The 17,140-nt window shown below is 49.7% G+C and carries 14 protein-coding genes and 3 tRNA genes; 13 read left to right on the forward strand and 4 right to left on the reverse strand.

What is annotated here, in order from left to right:
- The first annotated feature begins 74 nt into the window (after positions 1-74).
- The 5 genes from BLR06_RS15875 to BLR06_RS15895 all read left to right on the forward strand — a co-directional run bounded on the left by BLR06_RS15875 (position 75) and on the right by BLR06_RS15895 (position 4,605).
- Positions 75-503 (forward strand): DMT family transporter, encoded by a 429-nt coding sequence (locus BLR06_RS15875; RefSeq protein ID WP_423069638.1) that lies wholly within the window; start codon positions 75-77, stop codon positions 501-503.
- Between the two features lie 370 nt (positions 504-873).
- Positions 874-2,166, forward strand: a complete 1,293-nt coding sequence (gene purB, locus BLR06_RS15880; RefSeq protein WP_092074578.1) for an adenylosuccinate lyase — start codon at positions 874-876, stop codon at positions 2,164-2,166.
- Between the two features lie 59 nt (positions 2,167-2,225).
- Positions 2,226-3,512, forward strand: a complete 1,287-nt coding sequence (locus BLR06_RS15885) for an adenylosuccinate synthase (protein ID WP_092074579.1) — start codon at positions 2,226-2,228, stop codon at positions 3,510-3,512.
- 90 nt (positions 3,513-3,602) lie between these two features.
- Positions 3,603-4,451, forward strand: coding sequence for a DMT family transporter (locus BLR06_RS15890; protein ID WP_092074580.1), 849 nt, complete (start codon positions 3,603-3,605; stop codon positions 4,449-4,451).
- Positions 4,452-4,529: 78 nt separating this feature from the next.
- A tRNA-Lys gene (locus BLR06_RS15895) sits at positions 4,530-4,605 on the forward strand.
- A gap of 148 nt (positions 4,606-4,753) precedes the next feature.
- On the opposite strand, the gene BLR06_RS15900 is transcribed toward BLR06_RS15895, so the two are convergent.
- The 4 genes from BLR06_RS15900 to BLR06_RS15915 all read right to left on the reverse strand — a co-directional run bounded on the left by BLR06_RS15900 (position 4,754) and on the right by BLR06_RS15915 (position 10,090).
- Positions 4,754-7,804: an efflux RND transporter permease subunit gene (locus BLR06_RS15900; RefSeq protein WP_092074581.1), complete on the reverse strand. Its 3,051-nt coding sequence runs from the start codon at positions 7,802-7,804 to the stop codon at positions 4,754-4,756.
- Complete coding sequence (locus BLR06_RS15905; RefSeq protein WP_092074582.1) at positions 7,801-8,934, reverse strand: efflux RND transporter periplasmic adaptor subunit; 1,134 nt, start codon at positions 8,932-8,934, stop codon at positions 7,801-7,803. The genes BLR06_RS15900 and BLR06_RS15905 overlap by 4 nt, the downstream gene beginning before the upstream one ends.
- Before the next feature lie 4 nt (positions 8,935-8,938).
- A complete protein-coding gene (locus tag BLR06_RS15910; protein ID WP_245698185.1) occupies positions 8,939-9,172 on the reverse strand; it encodes a hypothetical protein in 234 nt (77 codons plus the stop codon).
- A gap of 297 nt (positions 9,173-9,469) precedes the next feature.
- On the reverse strand, positions 9,470-10,090 hold the full coding sequence (locus tag BLR06_RS15915) for a TetR/AcrR family transcriptional regulator (protein ID WP_092074583.1): 621 nt from the start codon (positions 10,088-10,090) through the stop codon (positions 9,470-9,472).
- Between the two features lie 273 nt (positions 10,091-10,363).
- On the opposite strand from BLR06_RS15915, the gene BLR06_RS15920 reads away from it, so the two are divergent.
- From BLR06_RS15920 to BLR06_RS15955, 8 genes are all read left to right on the forward strand, one after another.
- Complete coding sequence (locus BLR06_RS15920; RefSeq protein WP_092074584.1) at positions 10,364-11,329, forward strand: ABC transporter substrate-binding protein; 966 nt, start codon at positions 10,364-10,366, stop codon at positions 11,327-11,329.
- Positions 11,330-11,354: 25 nt separating this feature from the next.
- On the forward strand, positions 11,355-12,362 hold the full coding sequence (locus tag BLR06_RS15925) for a FecCD family ABC transporter permease (RefSeq protein WP_092074585.1): 1,008 nt from the start codon (positions 11,355-11,357) through the stop codon (positions 12,360-12,362).
- The gene (locus BLR06_RS15930; protein ID WP_092074586.1) at positions 12,355-13,377 is read left to right on the forward strand and encodes a FecCD family ABC transporter permease; all 1,023 of its coding nucleotides are present in this window, start codon (positions 12,355-12,357) and stop codon (positions 13,375-13,377) included. Before BLR06_RS15925 ends, BLR06_RS15930 begins: the two co-directional genes overlap by 8 nt.
- Before the next feature lie 46 nt (positions 13,378-13,423).
- Positions 13,424-14,239 (forward strand): ABC transporter ATP-binding protein, encoded by an 816-nt coding sequence (locus BLR06_RS15935; protein WP_092074587.1) that lies wholly within the window; start codon positions 13,424-13,426, stop codon positions 14,237-14,239.
- Entirely contained in the window at positions 14,236-14,994 is a 759-nt protein-coding gene (locus BLR06_RS15940) for an alpha/beta hydrolase (RefSeq protein WP_422699888.1), read from the forward strand. Before BLR06_RS15935 ends, BLR06_RS15940 begins: the two co-directional genes overlap by 4 nt.
- Before the next feature lie 12 nt (positions 14,995-15,006).
- A complete protein-coding gene (gene fes, locus BLR06_RS15945) occupies positions 15,007-16,629 on the forward strand; it encodes an enterochelin esterase (RefSeq protein ID WP_092074589.1) in 1,623 nt (540 codons plus the stop codon).
- A gap of 159 nt (positions 16,630-16,788) precedes the next feature.
- A tRNA-Glu gene (locus BLR06_RS15950) sits at positions 16,789-16,863 on the forward strand.
- A gap of 122 nt (positions 16,864-16,985) precedes the next feature.
- A tRNA-Val gene (locus tag BLR06_RS15955) sits at positions 16,986-17,061 on the forward strand.
- Positions 17,062-17,140 lie beyond the last annotated feature (79 nt).

A 17,140-nucleotide genomic window follows, 5' to 3' on the forward strand; every position in this document is an offset into this window, starting at 1 on the left:
AGTTTTATTGACAACAGGGAGTGAAGGGCGATGACCGATAAATTTATTTACCTATTGATGATTTTGGGCGCCATATTTGGTCAGGGGCATTTATTGCCGGGAAATTTGCAGTACAGGAGTTTCCGCCGTTTGCCTTAACTTTTTTGCGCTTTTTGTTTGCCCTGCCGCTGATCTTTGGGCTGCTGTATTGGCGCGAGCCTGGCAATTTGGCGCCGCGGAGCGGGCAATGGCGGCCGCTGGTTGTACTGGGCTTGATTGGTACCTTTGGTTATCACGCACTGTTTTTCATTGCGCTTAACCACACGACAGCCATTAATTCAGCGCTGATTGGAGCAATGAACCCAATGATTACCATGCTGCTGGCCGCGCTGTTCTTTCAGGAAGGGCTGTCGGTGAAACAAGTGTATTGGTGCGTCCCGCACCGCCAGCTTTATCAATTTAGTACCCGCCTTTACCATTGCCCAGTCAGTGGTCTTTTTGGGAGAATCGGTGACGGCGCTTAAACTGGCCGGCGCCGCTACCCATCATGGCGGTGTCTACCTGGCAATTGGGCGGGATAAATAGTTCTATATGTAGGACAATAGAGAATTACCGGCATAATAGTATCAGTCTGGTTGTGTGTAATAACGATGGCCTTTGCTGAAAAACCCGAACATTAAATTGAATCAACAGCAGTAATATTCGAAAAAAGCCATTGACATCAGGCCTGGCTAAATGCTATGATATTCAAGGGAAAAAATGTTATAAACCCTTACAGACTCAAATAGCGGTCAAAGCCGGTTTGAGTTATTTTTGTGACACAGGGTAAACTATTGCGGCAAGGCGGCAATGTTCTTGCAATAGGACTGCGATGCTTTGTAAGGAGGATTATCAATGATTGAACGTTATACCTATCCTGAAATGGGCAAAATATGGACTGATGAAAATGAATTTAAAACTATGCTGGATATTGAAATCTATGCCTGCGAAATTATGGCCGAAATTGGTCAAATTCCGGCGGAAGCAGTTCCAGTGATCAGAGAACGGGCCAAATTCGATGTTGGCCGCATTCGTGAGATTGAAAAAGAAACTCATCACGATATTTTGGCATTTTTGACGGCAGTAGCCGAAAATGTGGGTGATGAATCAAAATATATCCATATGGGTCTGACCTCCAGTGACGTTAAGGATACCGCATTAGGCGCCATGATGAAGCAGGCGGCCGATATTATTTTAGCTGATCTTGAGCAATTCCGGTCGGTTTTGCGCCGCCGGGCCGCCGAGCACAAATATACGGTAATGATTGGCCGTACCCATGGTATTCATGCGGAGCCGCTTACCTTGGGCCTGAAGTTTGCGTTGTGGCTGGATGAGATTGAACGCAATATTGAACGGATGAAAAAGGCCAGGGAGATTGTCGCCATTGGTAAGCTGTCCGGGGCAGTTGGCACATACGCTAATATTGATCCCCGGATTGAAACGTATGTTTGTGAAAAAATGGGGATAGCGGCCGCCAAGCTGGCTACTCAGGTGATCCAGCGGGACCGCCACGCTGAGTTTATGTCAACATTGGCGATTATTGCCAGCTCGCTGGAGAAATTTGCTACCGAAATCCGCAATCTGCAGCGGACTGATATTCGCGAAGTTGAGGAATATTTTCATCCGGGGCAAAAGGGCTCATCAGCTATGCCGCATAAACGAAATCCAATCACCTGCGAGCGGGTCGCCGGTCTGGCGCGGGTAGTGCGGGGCAATGCAATGGCGGCGCTGGAAAATGTTGCTTTATGGCACGAGCGGGATATTACCCATTCCTCAGTTGAACGGGTAATTTTACCGGACAGTACAATCTTAGTCGATTATTGCCTCCGCAAATTTACCGGCATTGTTGATAAACTATTGGTTTATCCGGAGGCGATGAAAGCCAATATTGAAAAAACCGGCGGGCTGATTTTTAGCCAGCGGTTGCTGCTGGCCCTGGTGGACAAAGGGGTTCTGCGTGAAACGGCGTACCGCTGGGTACAACGTAATGCTATGGCCAAATGGATGGATGGCGCTGATTTTAAAACAAATGTCATCAAAGATACCGATATTAAAGAATACTTAACGACAGCAGAGATTGAAGCTTGTTTTGAATACTCCCATTATTTGCGTCATGTGGATACCATCATGGCAAGATTTGGTCTCTAAATAGATATCAAGGCTAGGGCAGCCTGTAAATCCCAGCCAATTAAAAGAGGTGGAAGTTTATGTCGGCAATCGTAGTCATTGGCACCCAATGGGGTGATGAAGGAAAAGGCAAGATTGTGGATTATTTAGCCGAGAAGGCTGATGTGGTAGTCCGCTATCAGGGCGGCAATAATGCCGGCCATACCGTTGTTGTTGATGGAAATGAGTTTAAGTTGCAATTGTTGCCCTCAGGGATTTTGTATCGGAATAAACGCTGCGTCATTGGCAATGGCGTGGTGGTAGATCCGGCTGTTCTCATTACCGAGATTGAGCGCATGGTGGAAAAGGGGATCGACCCGTCCGGACTGCGTATTTCCAACCGGGCGCATGTAATCATGCCTTATCACCGGTTGCTGGATGCGGTAGAAGAAGAATATCGCGGCGATTTCAAAATAGGCACCACCAAGCGGGGCATTGGTCCCTGCTATATGGATAAAAATGCCCGGAGCGGCATTCGAATGGTTGATCTGCTGGACGAAGAAGAATTCAGCGCTAAGCTGGAACGTAATCTGGAAGCCAAAAATCATTTGCTGAGAGCAGTATATAATGAAGCCGGTTTTGATTTTGAGGCAGTTAAGGCGGAGTATCTGGGTTACGCTGAAAAGCTGCGTCCTTATGTTACCGACACTTCGACGGTGCTTAATCAGGCAATTGACGCCGGACAAAAAGTACTGTTCGAAGGCGCTCAGGCTACCTTGCTGGATTTGGATCATGGCACTTATCCGTATGTTACGTCGTCGCATCCCATTGCCGGAGGGGCCTGCATCGGGGCCGGAATCGGGCCAAGCAAGATTAGTAAAGTGATTGGCGTGGTGAAGGCTTATACCACCAGAGTGGGTGAGGGGCCGTTCCCAACGGAGCTGTTGGATGCAACCGGTGACGAAATTAGAACGCAAGGCCGTGAGTTTGGGACTGTTACCGGCAGGCCGCGTCGCTGCGGCTGGCTGGATGCCTGCGTTGTCCGTTATGCCGGCAACCTGAGCAGTATTGACTATATGGCCATTACCCGGCTGGACATTCTGGATAAACTTAAGACATTGAAAATTTGCGTCGGCTATCAATACAAAGGCCGGCAGCTTAACGAATTTCCAGCCAGCCTAAAGGTTTTATCCGAAGTCGAGCCAGTGTATGAAGAGTTTGAAGGCTGGCAGACCGATATCAGCGGGATTCGCAGCTATGCTGATTTACCGGCTAACGCGCGCCGGTATGTGGAACGTTTAAGTGAAGTTACCGGAATTAAAATCGGCATTGTATCGGTTGGTCCGGGTCGGGATCAGACAATGATTTTACACGAAATGTTTCAATAAATTTTAGACAAAGAGCCGTCTGTTTTGGTAACAGGCGGTTACTTTATTGGCTGATACTCTTGCAGGATACAAAGGAAAAGAAGGAATTTTATGGATGAGCATAAAAAAGCAGTATTGTTTTTAGTATTGGCTGCAGTTCTTTGGAGTATGGGGGGAGTGCTAATCAAGCTGATTGACTGGAATCCTATGGCGATTGCAGGATTGCGCGGGGCAATTGCCGCTATCGTTATTGGCGCGGCGTTCAGGCCGCAGCGCCTGGCATTTTCGCGAGTCCAGTGGACCGGGGCGGCGGCGTATTGCAGCACCGTCTGTTGTTTTGTTGTTGCAACCAAATTAACCACAGCGGCAAACGCCATTCTGCTGCAATATACCGCTCCCGTCTTTGTCGCTCTCCTGGGAGGCTGGCTATTGGGCGAGAAAACCACCAGCCGGGACTGGTGTACAATAGGGACAGTGTTGACCGGCATGGTTTTTTTCTTTTTTGACCAAATAGCGGGAGGCGCGATGCTGGGCAATTTGCTGGCCATTGCCGCCGGGATCAGTTTTGCGGTTTTTATTGTCATCATGCGCATGCAAAAAGACGGAGCGCCATACGGCTCGGTTTTACTGGGCAATATCCTGGCTTTTTTGATCAGCCTTCCTTTCTTGGGAGGTTTAGCGGTGACTGCGCAAAATCTAACGGCGATTTTTTTGCTGGGGGTATTTCAGTTAGGGCTGGGATATGTGCTTTATTCCTGGGCTATCCGGCAGGTTAATGCACTCCAGGCTGTTCTTATTACCACCATTGAACCAATACTAAATCCGGTATGGGTTTTTGTGCTGCTGGGAGAGTTGCCGGGGAAGTATGCCCTGCTTGGCGGCCTGATTGTGATTTCGGCCATTATTGTCCGTTATTATCTGGATTCGGTACGCACCCTAAAGCGGGGCGTCAGTGTATAAAACGGTTTTTGTCGAAGTTTGCAACAATACCCGTTGACATATATAGTTTAATAATTTATAATTATATCTTGTGAGCATGATCCACTAGCTCAGTCGGTAGAGCACCTGACTTTTAATCAGGGTGTCCCGCGTTCGAGTCGCGGGTGGATCACCAGAAAATTAAAGCCTCGCCGGACCTAGCTTCCGGGAGGCTTTTTGTTTTTTACAACAACCATACAACAATGCAAGCGGAGAAGGCCCCGGAGCGCGGATTAATGATACTGCGCTCCGGGGCCTTTATTGTTCATCCTGCCGGTTCCCTGTCAGGGCTGCTTGGCTTTATACCAGGCCGCATACATGGTTGGCAGTACCAGGAGCGTCAACACAGTGGCGCCAAACAGTCCGCCGGCAATAGCGATGGCCATCGGTCCCCAAAAGACGCTGGAAACAAGAGGAATCATGCCGAGTATGGCGGCTGCTGCGGTTAAGAGAATGGGACGGAAGCGGGCGACGGTAGCGTTGATAATGGCATCCCATAGGGGTTCTCCGGCTTGGAGCTGCTGTTCAATCTGGTCGATGAGAATGACTGAGTTGCGCATAATAATACCGGCCAGTGCCAGCAGACCAAGCTGCACGACAAAGCCCATAGGGCGCCCGGTCAGCAGTAATCCGAGGCTGACACCAATAATGCCAAGCGGAGCCGTTAAGAGAGTCAGCACCATTTTAGGGATGCTTTGCAGCTGGAACATGAGTAAAGTCATGATGATGAATATCATCACCGGTACTGGCTGCATCAGCCAGTTGGTGGCTTTGATGCTCATTTCCATGGGACCGCCGATTTCGATGCTGTAGCCGGGCGGCAGGGAGGCCCGGAGTTCTTTTAGGTTATCGTAGGCCGCTTTGCTGGCATCGTTCCCCATTACGCCTTCAATTGTATTGGCCTGGACGGTAATTGTGGGTTTCAGGTCCCGGCGCCAGATAAGGCCTTCTTCCGACTCGTAGCTGATTTTGGCGATTTGATCCAGCGGAATGTACTTGCCGTTGCCGATGTGGATATTGAGGTCTTTGATTCGGGAAAGGTCCTCGCGATTGGCCTGATCAACGCGGAAATCAATGCTGACGGTTTTATCTTTTTCCCGGAATTGGGTAATGGTAGTGCCGGACAGCAGGGCCTGGAGGCTTGAGGACAGGGTCTGGCTGTCAAGGCCCAGCATGCGGGCCTTGTCCTGGTCGATGGAAAGATGCATGACTTTGCTTTTCTCATTCCAGTCCAGATTAATGCCGGTCAGCTGGGGATTGGCTGCCATGCTGTCCTGCACCTGGCGGGCAATGGCCCGGACTTTATCATGGTCGGAGCCGCTGACCCGGAGCATGACCGGGTAGGGGTCGGAAGGGCCGGTTTTAATCAGTTTGATGTTGCCGCGCACGTTGGGAAATTCGCTGGCCAATAGGGTGTGGGCTTTTTGCGATAATTCGGTGCGGGCCCGTAAATCTTTGGCCGTGAGAATGAATTGGGCGAAGTTGCTGTTGGGCATGGTAGGTTCGGCGGTTAACACGAACCGTGGTGCTCCCTGGCCTACGTAATAGGTGTAATTGATAACATTGTCGTCAGCGGCGAAGTTCTGGGCGAACCGTTCCGCCTCCTGCTGAGTCGCCTGCAGGGAGGATCCCTCCGGCAGTTGCAGTTCCACAATTAATTCCGGCCGGGTGGAGGCCGGGAAGAATTCCTGTTTGACCAGTCCAAGTAAGAGAATGGAACCTACAAAACAGGCAACAGTAGCTGTCAGGACTTTTTTGCGGTGGGTAAGGCAGCCGGTTAATAGTTTTTTAAACATCCGGTAAAACCGGGTATCGTAAACATCGTGACCGGGTGTATTACCGGCTGGAGGAATTTTTATCAGGTTATAGCCCAGCAGGGGCGTAACCATGCCGGCGACGATCCAGGACAGCAGCAGGGCAATCGTGACGACGAAAAAAATGCTGGCGAGAAACTCGGACGCACTGCCTTTCGAGAATCCTACAGGAATAAAACCGGCGCAAGTGATCAGCGCCCCGGTCAGGCGGGGGAATGCGGTGGAACTGTAGGCATAACAGGCGGCATCCAACCGGCTCCAGCCCTGCTCCAGTTTTACAATCATCATTTCTATGACAATGATGGCATCATCGACAAGTAGGCCTAAGGCAATGATCAGTGCACCTAATGAAATTTTATGCAGGTCAATCTCCAGGGACTGCATCGCTACAAATACGCCGGTAATCACCAGGGGAATGCACAAGGTAACAATGATGCCGGAGCGCATGCCGAGACTGATGAAACTGACGACTAATACGATGATGACGGCTTCAAGCAGGGATTTGACGAATTCGTCAATCGATGATTTTACGACGTTCGGCTGATTGGCCACCGTATTCAATTCCAAACCTGCCGGCAGGTCTTTTGCTATTTGAGACAAGATTTTATCCAGGTTTTGGCCTAAGACCAGAATATTGCCGCCTTTTTCCATAGACAGCGCCAGGCCGACGGCAGGCTGGCCATTGTAATACATTTGGGCGTCCGGCGGTTCAATATAGCTGCGTTCAATTTTGGCGATATCGCCGAGACGGAAGGTATGTCCGCCGGCACGAATGGGAACATTTCTCAGATCATCCAGATTTTCGAACATGCCGGTGATGCGCAGGTAGACATTGTCCGAAACCGTTTCCAGCATGCCGGACGGCGCCATAGCATTTTGCGCCTGCACAGCATTGGTGATGCCCGCTGGGGTGATGCCCAGTTGCGCCAGTTTGGTCGTCTCCATTTCTATATAAATCTTTTCCGTTTGGACCCCGATCAGTTCTATTTTCTTTACGCCTGGCACACCTAGCAGGGTCCGGCGGGTAGTTTCCGCTTTTTCCCGCAGTTCTTCATAGGTATAACCGTCGCCGGTTAAGGCATAGACACAGCCATATACATCATCAAAGCGATCGTTAAAATAAGGACCGTCCACGCCCTGGGGCAGAGTGGCTTTGATATCATTGACCATATTGCGCACTTCCAGCCAGATAGGGCGGATTTGACTTTCGGTGACGGCATCGTCTTTCAGAACTACATAGATGATGGACTGGCCGGGCCGGGAATAGCTTTTTAGATAATCCAGTCCCGGTGTGTCCTGCAGTTTCTTTTCGATTTTATCGGTCACCTGCTCTTCCATCTGACGGGCGGTGGCGCCAGGCCAGTTTACAGTAACGAGCATCTGACGGATGGTGAAGTCGGGGTCTTCCATCCGGCCGAGGTTCTGGTAGGAAAAAACTCCGCCCAGAAAGATGACGACGATAAAATAATAGACTAACTGTTTATGATTTAGGGCCCATTCGGTCAGATTAAACGGTTTCATTGGCGATCACCATCCGCTATCCGCACTTTTTGTCCTTCGCGCAGCTTATGGACACCGGCCGTTACGATGGTGTCGTCCGGATTTAGTCCGGAGAGGATCTGGACCCCGGCATTGCCGAAGCTGCCAATTTGAATGGGACGTAAACGAACAGTCTGGTCTGTTACAATCCATACGTTAGGAGTGTCATTGGTTTGATAGACCGCCGATAGAGGGATAGTGGGAAACCTGCTTGTTTGATCGCCGGCGCTAACGACGTTAACGGCGGCCGTCATGCCGAGTTTGATTTCCGGCGGTGGGTTGAGCAAGCTGATCCGCACTTTGTAGGTGCGGGTTGTTGGGTCGGCCATGGGTGCGATTTCCCGTACGCCGCCCTCTGTATTTATGTTGGGAAGGGCCCAAAAGGATACGGTAAGCTTTGCTGCCTTACGCAGCTCTTCGATGCGGTTTTCCGGGACACTGATCTCGATTTCCCTCTCGCCGTCCTGAACAATGGTCAGTACCGTCTGGCCGGCGCTGACTACCTGTCCGGCTTCGGCGCTGATGCTGGAAATAACGCCGGATTTATCGGCATAGAGCAGGCTGTAATCCAATTGGTTAGAACCTTTAGCATATTGGGCGGACGCTTGCCGCACGGCGGCCTGAGCTACTTCATAGGCATTTTCATACTGGTCCAGCTGGGCGCGGCTGATGGCATTTTGCGCATATAACTGCTGGTAACGGTGTAAGTTGCTTTCTGCCAGTCTCAGTTGCGACTCAGCGGAATAAACCTGGGCTGAAGTACTGTTAACGGTCTGCTGCAGATCCCGGGGATCGATTTGCATGAGCACATCGCCTGCGCTCACCGTGCTGCCGAGGTTTACATTGCGTTTGACTATTTTACCGGTGACCTGAAAAGCCAGCTGGCTTTCATAGCGGCCGCGCACTTCCCCGGAGTAAGTATAGCCTTGGGGTGTATTGGCTGTTCCAATCACAGCAGTACGTACCAAGGGAATATCCTGAGTTACGGGTTGGGACTGGTTGTGTCCTTTCCAGATTATAGTACCGCCAACACAGAAAAGAATGGCTGCTGCGGCTAACGCGTAATACAATTTTTTTCTAGGCAGTTTCGTGAACCGGAGAAACGATTGCATGCTTTCACTCCTTAACTAAATATTTTGCGGGAATAAGTTGGGTAATCGGCTTTTCATAAGAGCAGATATGCACCCATTGTCCATTGCGGATAAGCTCAATTTTCCCCAGGTGTCGTCCTTCCCAGGTCCAGTCTTGCAGGATTTCATAGACGGTTTGCCGGACTTCTTGCGGTGATAAGGAAGGATCAGCTCGAATCGGGATGCCTTCAATGGTTAGTTCTTGCAAATGCGTACACACGGTACTGCTCCTTTCCCATTCGTAAAATGAGTGCGTATCCTCAAAATGACACGCGAAAATTTGACCGGTTCAAATAAAAGGGAAAAAGCTGCTTCAGGCAGAATGATCGGCTGGCAGGTGATGCTTGTAGAAGACCAACCATTCGTTGGTCAATGCAGATAGTATCTGCTATAGTCTATATGTGTCCTGGAAAGTAGTGTCGTTTTAGCAAAATAAAAGGTATTTTTGAATGGGTCAATTAATAATTAAAAAAAACATCCAACGAAAATTCTATTGGAATAATTTTGTTGATTTATTTTATTTAAGCGAGAAATGCAAAGTTTTTTCCGGTAGTGCCAAGATTTTTTCAATAAGAGATTCAGCTATTCTTAAATGGCAGGCCATTGGTTCGTCTGATGTTTTCTCGAATAATGCGTCCGTGATGCATTGCAGGGTCGACATGATAAAATTGATGGCGATATCGGGATTAGCAACATGGAAACAGTCTTTCAGAATTCCTTCTTCAATTATTTTTAGCAGCCATGGTTTAAGCAAGAGAATACCCTGGCGATTGATTTTATTTTTGATATGCAAATGTTTTTCATCAGATAAAACATCCAATAGCAATCCATCTCTATATTGAGCCGTGCGAAAAATGGCATTTATCATGAATTCAATCTTTCGGGACGGGGGAATAAGCTGAGAGGAGGCCATATTTTTCATATCTGTCAGCAGGGTAGAGAGTTGACGGTTAGTGACTGCTTCCAGTATTTCCTCCTTAGATTTAAAGTAATAATAGATCATTCCTTTGGCGACGCCCATTTTGTTAGTGATATCCTGGATGGTTGTTTTGCGGTAGCCGTTTGCTGAAAATAGAAGCTCGGCCGTATCTAAAATTTCATCGATTCGGATTTTGGGGTCTAGGGCAATTCGGGGCATATATTTCACCTCAAAAAAATATAATTTGACCTGGTCAAATTATAAATCTGCGTGGTAATTTTTGTCAAGGGTTAATTTCCTTTTTGCTTCTTAACGTAATGGATTGGTACAGCAGATTTGTCCTCAGTGAGCCAAAGCATGGCGGGATTTGCTCGAAGAAAGTTATATTTGAGAAATAGAAGTCAAAAAAGGAGGATAATGATAATTGGTATCAAACAATAAAGTTAGAGGAAAATGCTGACTGATGTTATATAGAGGAGAGAGGACAGGGAAATGAAAAGAAGCTTGGTGATTTGGGGTCTGATTGTTTTAATTTCAGGGGCTGGCATCGGCGGTATTTATCTGGCCCGCCATGCGGACTCAGGCGCTGCGGGTGCGGTAAAATCCCAGGAACAGCAGCAACGGAGCTTGCAATATAAGGGGATGACCTATCTATTGCCTGAAAGGGCTGAACGGATTGTGGTAACAGGAGCGCTTGAGGCCCTGGAGGATCTGCTGCTGCTCGGCGTTAAGCCTGCCGGCGTGATGACCATCGGCGGGGTTTTTCCGGCCTTATTTGCTGATATTACTGCCGACGCCCAGCCGATAGGCGAAAGAATGCAGCCCAGCCTTGAGGCAATTCTCAAGCTCAGGCCGGATGTTATTGTAAGCAGTGATAAGTTTCCGGCTGCGACTACGGCTCAGTTGCAGAAAATTGCTCCAACCATACCAATTTCTCACTTCCCCAGTGACGGAGAGGCTAATTTGCAATTTCTCGGTGAATTGACCGGCAGGCAGGAGCGGGCGCAAGAAATCTTAGCAAGCTATCGGAAAGACCTTGCGGAAGCAAAAAAACGTTTGCCGGAGGCCGTAAAAAATAAAAAAGTTGTGGCCATACGCATCCGGGTTGGCAATATTTTCGTTTATCCGCCAGATGTTTTTTACAATGATATCCTCTATCAGGAGCTGGGGCTGGCGGTGCCGGTGGAAATAAAGTCGGTCAAAGCGCAGGAAGTTATTTCAATGGAAAAGTTTAGCGAGATCGACCCTGACTATATTTTCCTGCAGTACGAGGTCAGCGAAAGTCCCGCTAACCCCAGGGCCCTGGAGGATTTGCAGCGAAACCCGGTCTGGCAAAGGCTCAAAGCTGTCAAGAACGGCAGGGTATTTATTAATAGTGTCGATCCATTGATTCAAGGAGTGGCGGTAGGGGGTAAAATTCAGTTTTTACATGCTGCTGTGGAAAAATTATCGCAATAAAAAAGGATAAAAGTGAGTGGAACGAATGCAGGTAAAGAACTATTTCCCCGGGATGCTTTGGCTGGCAGGCCTGGCGCTTATTGTACTATTGGCTGTTTTGTCATTGTTTCTGGGCGCTAAGCACATTGACCCGGCGCTCATCCGGTCGGCGCTATTTCAATTTGACCCGGCCAATATAGATCATCAGATTGTCATCAATTCGCGGCTGCCACGGGCTGTTGGCACACTGCTGATTGGCGGCGCGCTGGCCATGGCGGGGGCCCTGATGCAGGGTGTTACCAGAAATTATCTGGCGGAGCCCGGTATTATGGGAGTTAGCGACGGATCGGTGCTGGCAATTACTTTAAGTATGGTTTTTCTGCCTCAGGCTACGGATTTGGAACGGATTGTTTTCTCGTTTGCCGGGTCGGCGCTGGGGGCGGGAATTGTTTTCGGTATTGGCAGCATCCTGCCCAACGGTCTGTCACCGGTCAGACTGGCAATTCTCGGTACGGTTATTGGAGCATTCCTGAGCAGTCTGGCTGCTGCAGTGGCTGTTTATTTTCAAATTCCCCAGGACATCAGTTTCTGGTATCATGCCCGTTTGCACCAGTTGCAGCCAGGGCAGGTGTATCTGGCTGTGGCTTTTATTTTGACCGGCATGCTGATTGCCTGCCGGCTGGGCAGGTCAGTCACCATACTGTCCATGGGTGAGGATATAGCGATAAGCTTAGGGCAGCGAACGCTGGCGGTGAAAATTGCGGCCGGTGCCGCTGTCATGCTGCTGACCGGCAGCGCTGTGGCCTTAGCCGGAAAGATTGCTTTCGTTGGTTTGATTATTCCTCATATTGTCCGGTTTTTTACCGGGGCTGACTACAAGGGGATTATTCCATGCTCGGGTGTAATCGGCGCAATTTTCCTGTCGTTGTCGGATTTGTTAAGCCGTTTTATGAATTATCCTTTTGAAACCCCGGTCGATGTTATTACCTCACTGGTAGGTGTGCCGTTCTTTCTTTATCTGGCCAGGAAAAAGGGAGGCAACCGGTATGCTTAAGCAAGGTGAAGGTCGTTATTGGGCAGTTATGCTGGTCATGGGAGGACTAGTTTCGGCTTTTTGTTATGCCAGCTTAAGTTATGGAATCATTGAACTTAGCTTTGCTGATACAGTACTGACGCTGTTGGGCCTCCATAGCACCGGAGAGCATGATGTGCTGATCCAGCAATTCAGGCTGCCGCGTCTGATCATTGCCGGACTGGCCGGCGCAGGCCTGGGGGTTGCCGGGGCGGTTTTGCAGGGGATTTCCCGCAACGGTCTGGCTGATCCCGGAATATTGGGCATCAATGCCGGCGCAGGGTTGGCAATTGTGCTGTTTATATTTTTTTATCATGGACAAATGTCCGGCAGCGATGGTCTGGCCGTCCTGTTGATGCCTTTTTTTGGCTTGGCCGGCGGCCTTGCGGCAGCTCTGTTTGTGTATTTATTCTCGTGGAACAACGGTAGACTTGATCATCAGCGTTTTTTATTAAACGGTATTGCCCTTGCCTCCGGTCTAAGCGCTCTTACGCTCTATATTATGCTGAAAATGAATCCGGCTGATTTTCTTACGGCTACCGTTTGGAGTATGGGAAGCCTGCTGAATGCAAACTGGCAATACATTATCGTTACATTGCCGTGGTTTCTCCTTTTATTTCCGGTACTTTTACATAAGGCGGATATGCTGGATTTGCTGCAGCTAGAGGAAATCTCTGTGCGCAGTCTGGGAATTTCAGTGGAGAGAGAACAGACATTGTTACTTGTTTGCACTACCGGCCTGGTCAGCGCCTGTGTTTCAGTAGCGGGAAGTATTGCTTTTGTGGGCCTGATTGTCCCTCATTTGGCTAGAAGGCTGGCTGGTATTCATTATTCCCGGATCATTCCATTATGCGCCTTGTTAGGGATGCTCCTGGTGATCATGGCGGATTTTATTGCCAAGAATTTGTTTGCCCCAGCGGAAATTGCGGTGGGAATTATTATTTCATTAGTAGGAGCGCCTTATTTTATATATTTATTATTTACTCAAAAGAATTAATGCCCTGTAATTTAGGCGTTGCAAGGCAGGAAAAGGTGGTTTAATAATGGGAATACTTAAAGCCGACAATTTGGAAATCCGCTATGACCGCCAGGTAATTTTTACAGGGCTTGACTTCCTGGTTCAAACCGGGCGGATAACAACGATTATCGGGCCGAACGGCTGTGGAAAGTCCACCATGTTAAAGGCATTGGGACGGATTCTTAAGCCTCAGTCCGGCGCTGTATATTTGGACGGGCAGGATATGAGGAGTCTGGATACCCGGGATATTGCCAGCCGGCTGGCTTTGCTGCCGCAAAATCCGGTTGCTCCAAATGAATTAAAGGTGGAGGAGTTAATTGGGTACGGCCGGTTTCCCCATCGGGGAAAGGGGCCGAATCAGGCTGCCGCCGACCGGCAGGCCATAGAAAGAGCGATGGAAATGACGAATATCGCCCGGTTTCGAAAAAGAGCGCTGGGCAGTTTGTCCGGCGGTGAGCGGCAGAAAGTCTGGCTGGCCATGGCGTTGGCCCAGGAGACAGAGGTTTTGTTGCTAGACGAGCCGACGACGTATTTGGATATTGTGCATCAACTGGATGTGTTGAAAATTGTCCGGCAGCTAAACCGGGAACGGCAGTGTACGGTAGTTATGGTTTTGCATGACATTAATCAGGCCGCCCGATTTTCTCATGTCATTGCCGCGGTCAAACAGGGAAGGGTGATTGCCTGCGGCAGTCCGCAGCAAATTGTTACGCCGGAAGTATTAAAACAGGTGTTTAGTATTGAAGCGCGGATTATGTTTGATTCCTCTGAGGGGGTTCCGGTGTGCTTCAGCTATGATAACCCTCAGTCCGATGCGGCTGCCTGCCAAGGTGACGAGTGAACGGCTTGCTCAGATACATAACAGTCATGGGACGTGATTTGTCCGTGTACCTGCCGCCGGAATATGCGTACGGCCAGGACCGGTTTCCTGTTGTCTATGTACAGGATGGGGGCGATCTGTTTCTTCATCAGATAAGCAGTTTAGAGGAACTGTTCAGCCGCTGCGTGATACGAAGGCTGATTTTTGTCGGCATCAAACCCGGCCGGCGCAATGACGAATATACGCCCTGGCCGTCTCCGGCCCTTTCGGGACGTTTTGCTCCTTTTGGCGGCCAGGGCCGGGGCTATCTTGACTTTTTAGCCAATCAGTTGAAGCCGTATATTGATGATACCTGCCGGACCCTCGCCAGTCCGGAAAATACAGCAATTATCGGCGCTTCGTTGGGAGGCTTGATTTCAATGTATGCGGCATACTTGTATCCCGATATTTTTGGCGGCATTGGCTCTATTTCAGGCTCTTTCTGGTATGAAGGCTTTATGGACTTCATGAGAACCGCCGCACTTGCCAACGCTCAGCAGAAAATTTATCTGGATGTCGGGACGCTGGAGGGCGCCGGAAAGACAAATCTTCAGGCTGCAATGCTGGAAAAAACCCGGCAAGCCTATGACATCTTATTGCAGAAAGGAGTTTCGCCGGACCATTGCCGGCTGGCGCTGCAAGCGGGAGCTGCGCATGGGCCGGACTTTTTTTTGCAGCCCGGCCGCTTTCAGGCAGCGCTTCAGTGGCTGTTTCCCGGAGCGGCGGTAAACGAATAAAGGAGAGAAACTATGGATTGTAAATATTTGGAGCAGGGGAACGAAGTATTGCGGCTTGAAGCCGGGCAGCCGGTGCAGGCAAATGTGACGGGGGCGGTGGTTAAACGGTATAGTATAGAGTTGAGCTTACAGGAGCTGGCGCTGGTGACGCTAAAGACCAGCGGTTTGAGCGGCAGTTTGGCCATCATTGATTCTGCCGGCAGGCGCGTTAAAGGGTTAATCATTGACCATAACGGGGAGTTCCCCATCGCATTTGTGGCGGAAACTGCGCAAGTGTATGGCATAAAGCTGGATTTTGCCGCCGGGGCGGGCTGTTACATACTGGAATGGAAGCAGCGGCTGACAGTGGCGGAGCAGATCAGGGAGAACAGCAAGCCCCGTCTGGAAGGACAGCGGATTATCCGGCTGAGGCGTGAACTGAATAATGACCCTCGGGCAGTGGAACTGTTCTGGCGGGAGATCAAACGCCTGGGAACACCGCTGCTGGAAGAGAATCCGGACAATCCTGAGCTTGCTCTTTGTACGTTTCTTTGGCGGGGAATGGAACAAAATGTAAGGGTCCACCTGTTATTCAAGACAGTTCTTCCCAATGAGTATGAGATGCTGAGGATTGAGGGAACTGATGTTTGCTATACAACGGTTCAGTTGCCGTCAACCGGCAGGTTTGCGTATCGAATCCTGGTGAATGCCCGCTCCGGGCTACCGCCGGACATGGATAGCACCCTGTACGACAGACTGATCTTTTTTGCTTCCGCCCAGGCTGATCCACTTAATCCCCGGCGCTGTTTTTCCGATTCGGACAGCAGGTATGAAGAAATGTCTTTGCTGGAAATGCCTGCTGCGCCTCAACAGCCATGGACCAGCCTGCGCTCCGGCATAGCCTGCGGCAGTCTTAAACGTTATTCTTTACAAAGCGCAAAGCTGGGTAATAACCGGTTTGTGACGGTTTACACGCCGCCGGGCTATTCCCGGCAGGCCCCTCCATACGGTTTATTGCTGGTATTTGATGAACAGTGGTTTCTGACACGCATTCCAACCGCTACAATACTGGATAACCTGTTGGCCGACGGGAAAATTCCGCCTTTGGTTGCCGTGCTGGTAGGAAACGGCCCCGGCTCCGCCCGCAACCGCGACCTGCCATGTAATCGGCTATGGGCGGCTTTTATTGCTGAAGAGCTGGTCCCCTGGCTGCGCCAAAATTACAATATAACCGGCGAACCGGGCCGGGCTATTGTGACCGGGGCAAGTTACGGCGGTTTGGCCGCGGCTTATGTTGCATTGAATTATCCGGAGATTTTTGGCGGCGTGTTGTCCCAGTCCGGCTCCTTTTGGTGGCAGCCGCCGGCCCTAACCGGCCAGCTTCATAATTTTGATCCAACGCAGCCGAACTATATGGTATCCTTGTTTTTAGAAAAGGAGAAACTGCCTTTGCGCTTCTATCTGGAAGCCGGGTCAGGTGAAATTGATCTGACTGGCAGCGGACGTTCCATTCTTGCCGCCAACCGTCATTTGCGTGATGTTTTGCTGGCCAAAGGATATGAAGTGGTCTACAGGGAGTTTCAGGGCGGACATGATTTTTTAAGCTGGCGCGGTACGCTGGCGGAGGGAATTATGGAACTGACAAAGGGTTGGTAGCAGCTTGCAAGCCTGATGATAACCTTTCCTCCGGTTATGTTACATTATTCCTGAATTTACTTTTCAAATATTATGTAAAAAACTATTGTCAAAAGCCCCAATATACGCTATAATAATCTGCGTGACACTGATAGGCTAAACGAAAGGCTTATCTCATGTGGCCCGTTGGTCAAGCGGTCAAGACACCGCCCTTTCACGGCGGTATCGGGGGTTCGATTCCCCCACGGGTCACCAAATTAGCTGTAGACGTTGGATATTGGCTATTGGATAATTCCATTAGACAGGTCTGACGATAAATTAAGAAGCGATGTTAGATAAAGATCTAAAATCCAAAGTCTAACATCCAATATCCATAAGGGCGATTAGCTCAGCTGGGAGAGCGCCTGCCTTACAAGCAGGATGTCGGCAGTTCGATCCTGTCATCGCCCACCATTTTAGACATTAGATGTTGGATCTTGGCTGTTGGATGATAGAAACAGGCAGGTTTGACAAATCATAGCGGGATATTAGC

Origin of the sequence: Dendrosporobacter quercicolus (assembly GCF_900104455.1) — a bacterium.
Classification (GTDB): domain Bacteria; phylum Bacillota; class Negativicutes; order DSM-1736; family Dendrosporobacteraceae; genus Dendrosporobacter; species Dendrosporobacter quercicolus.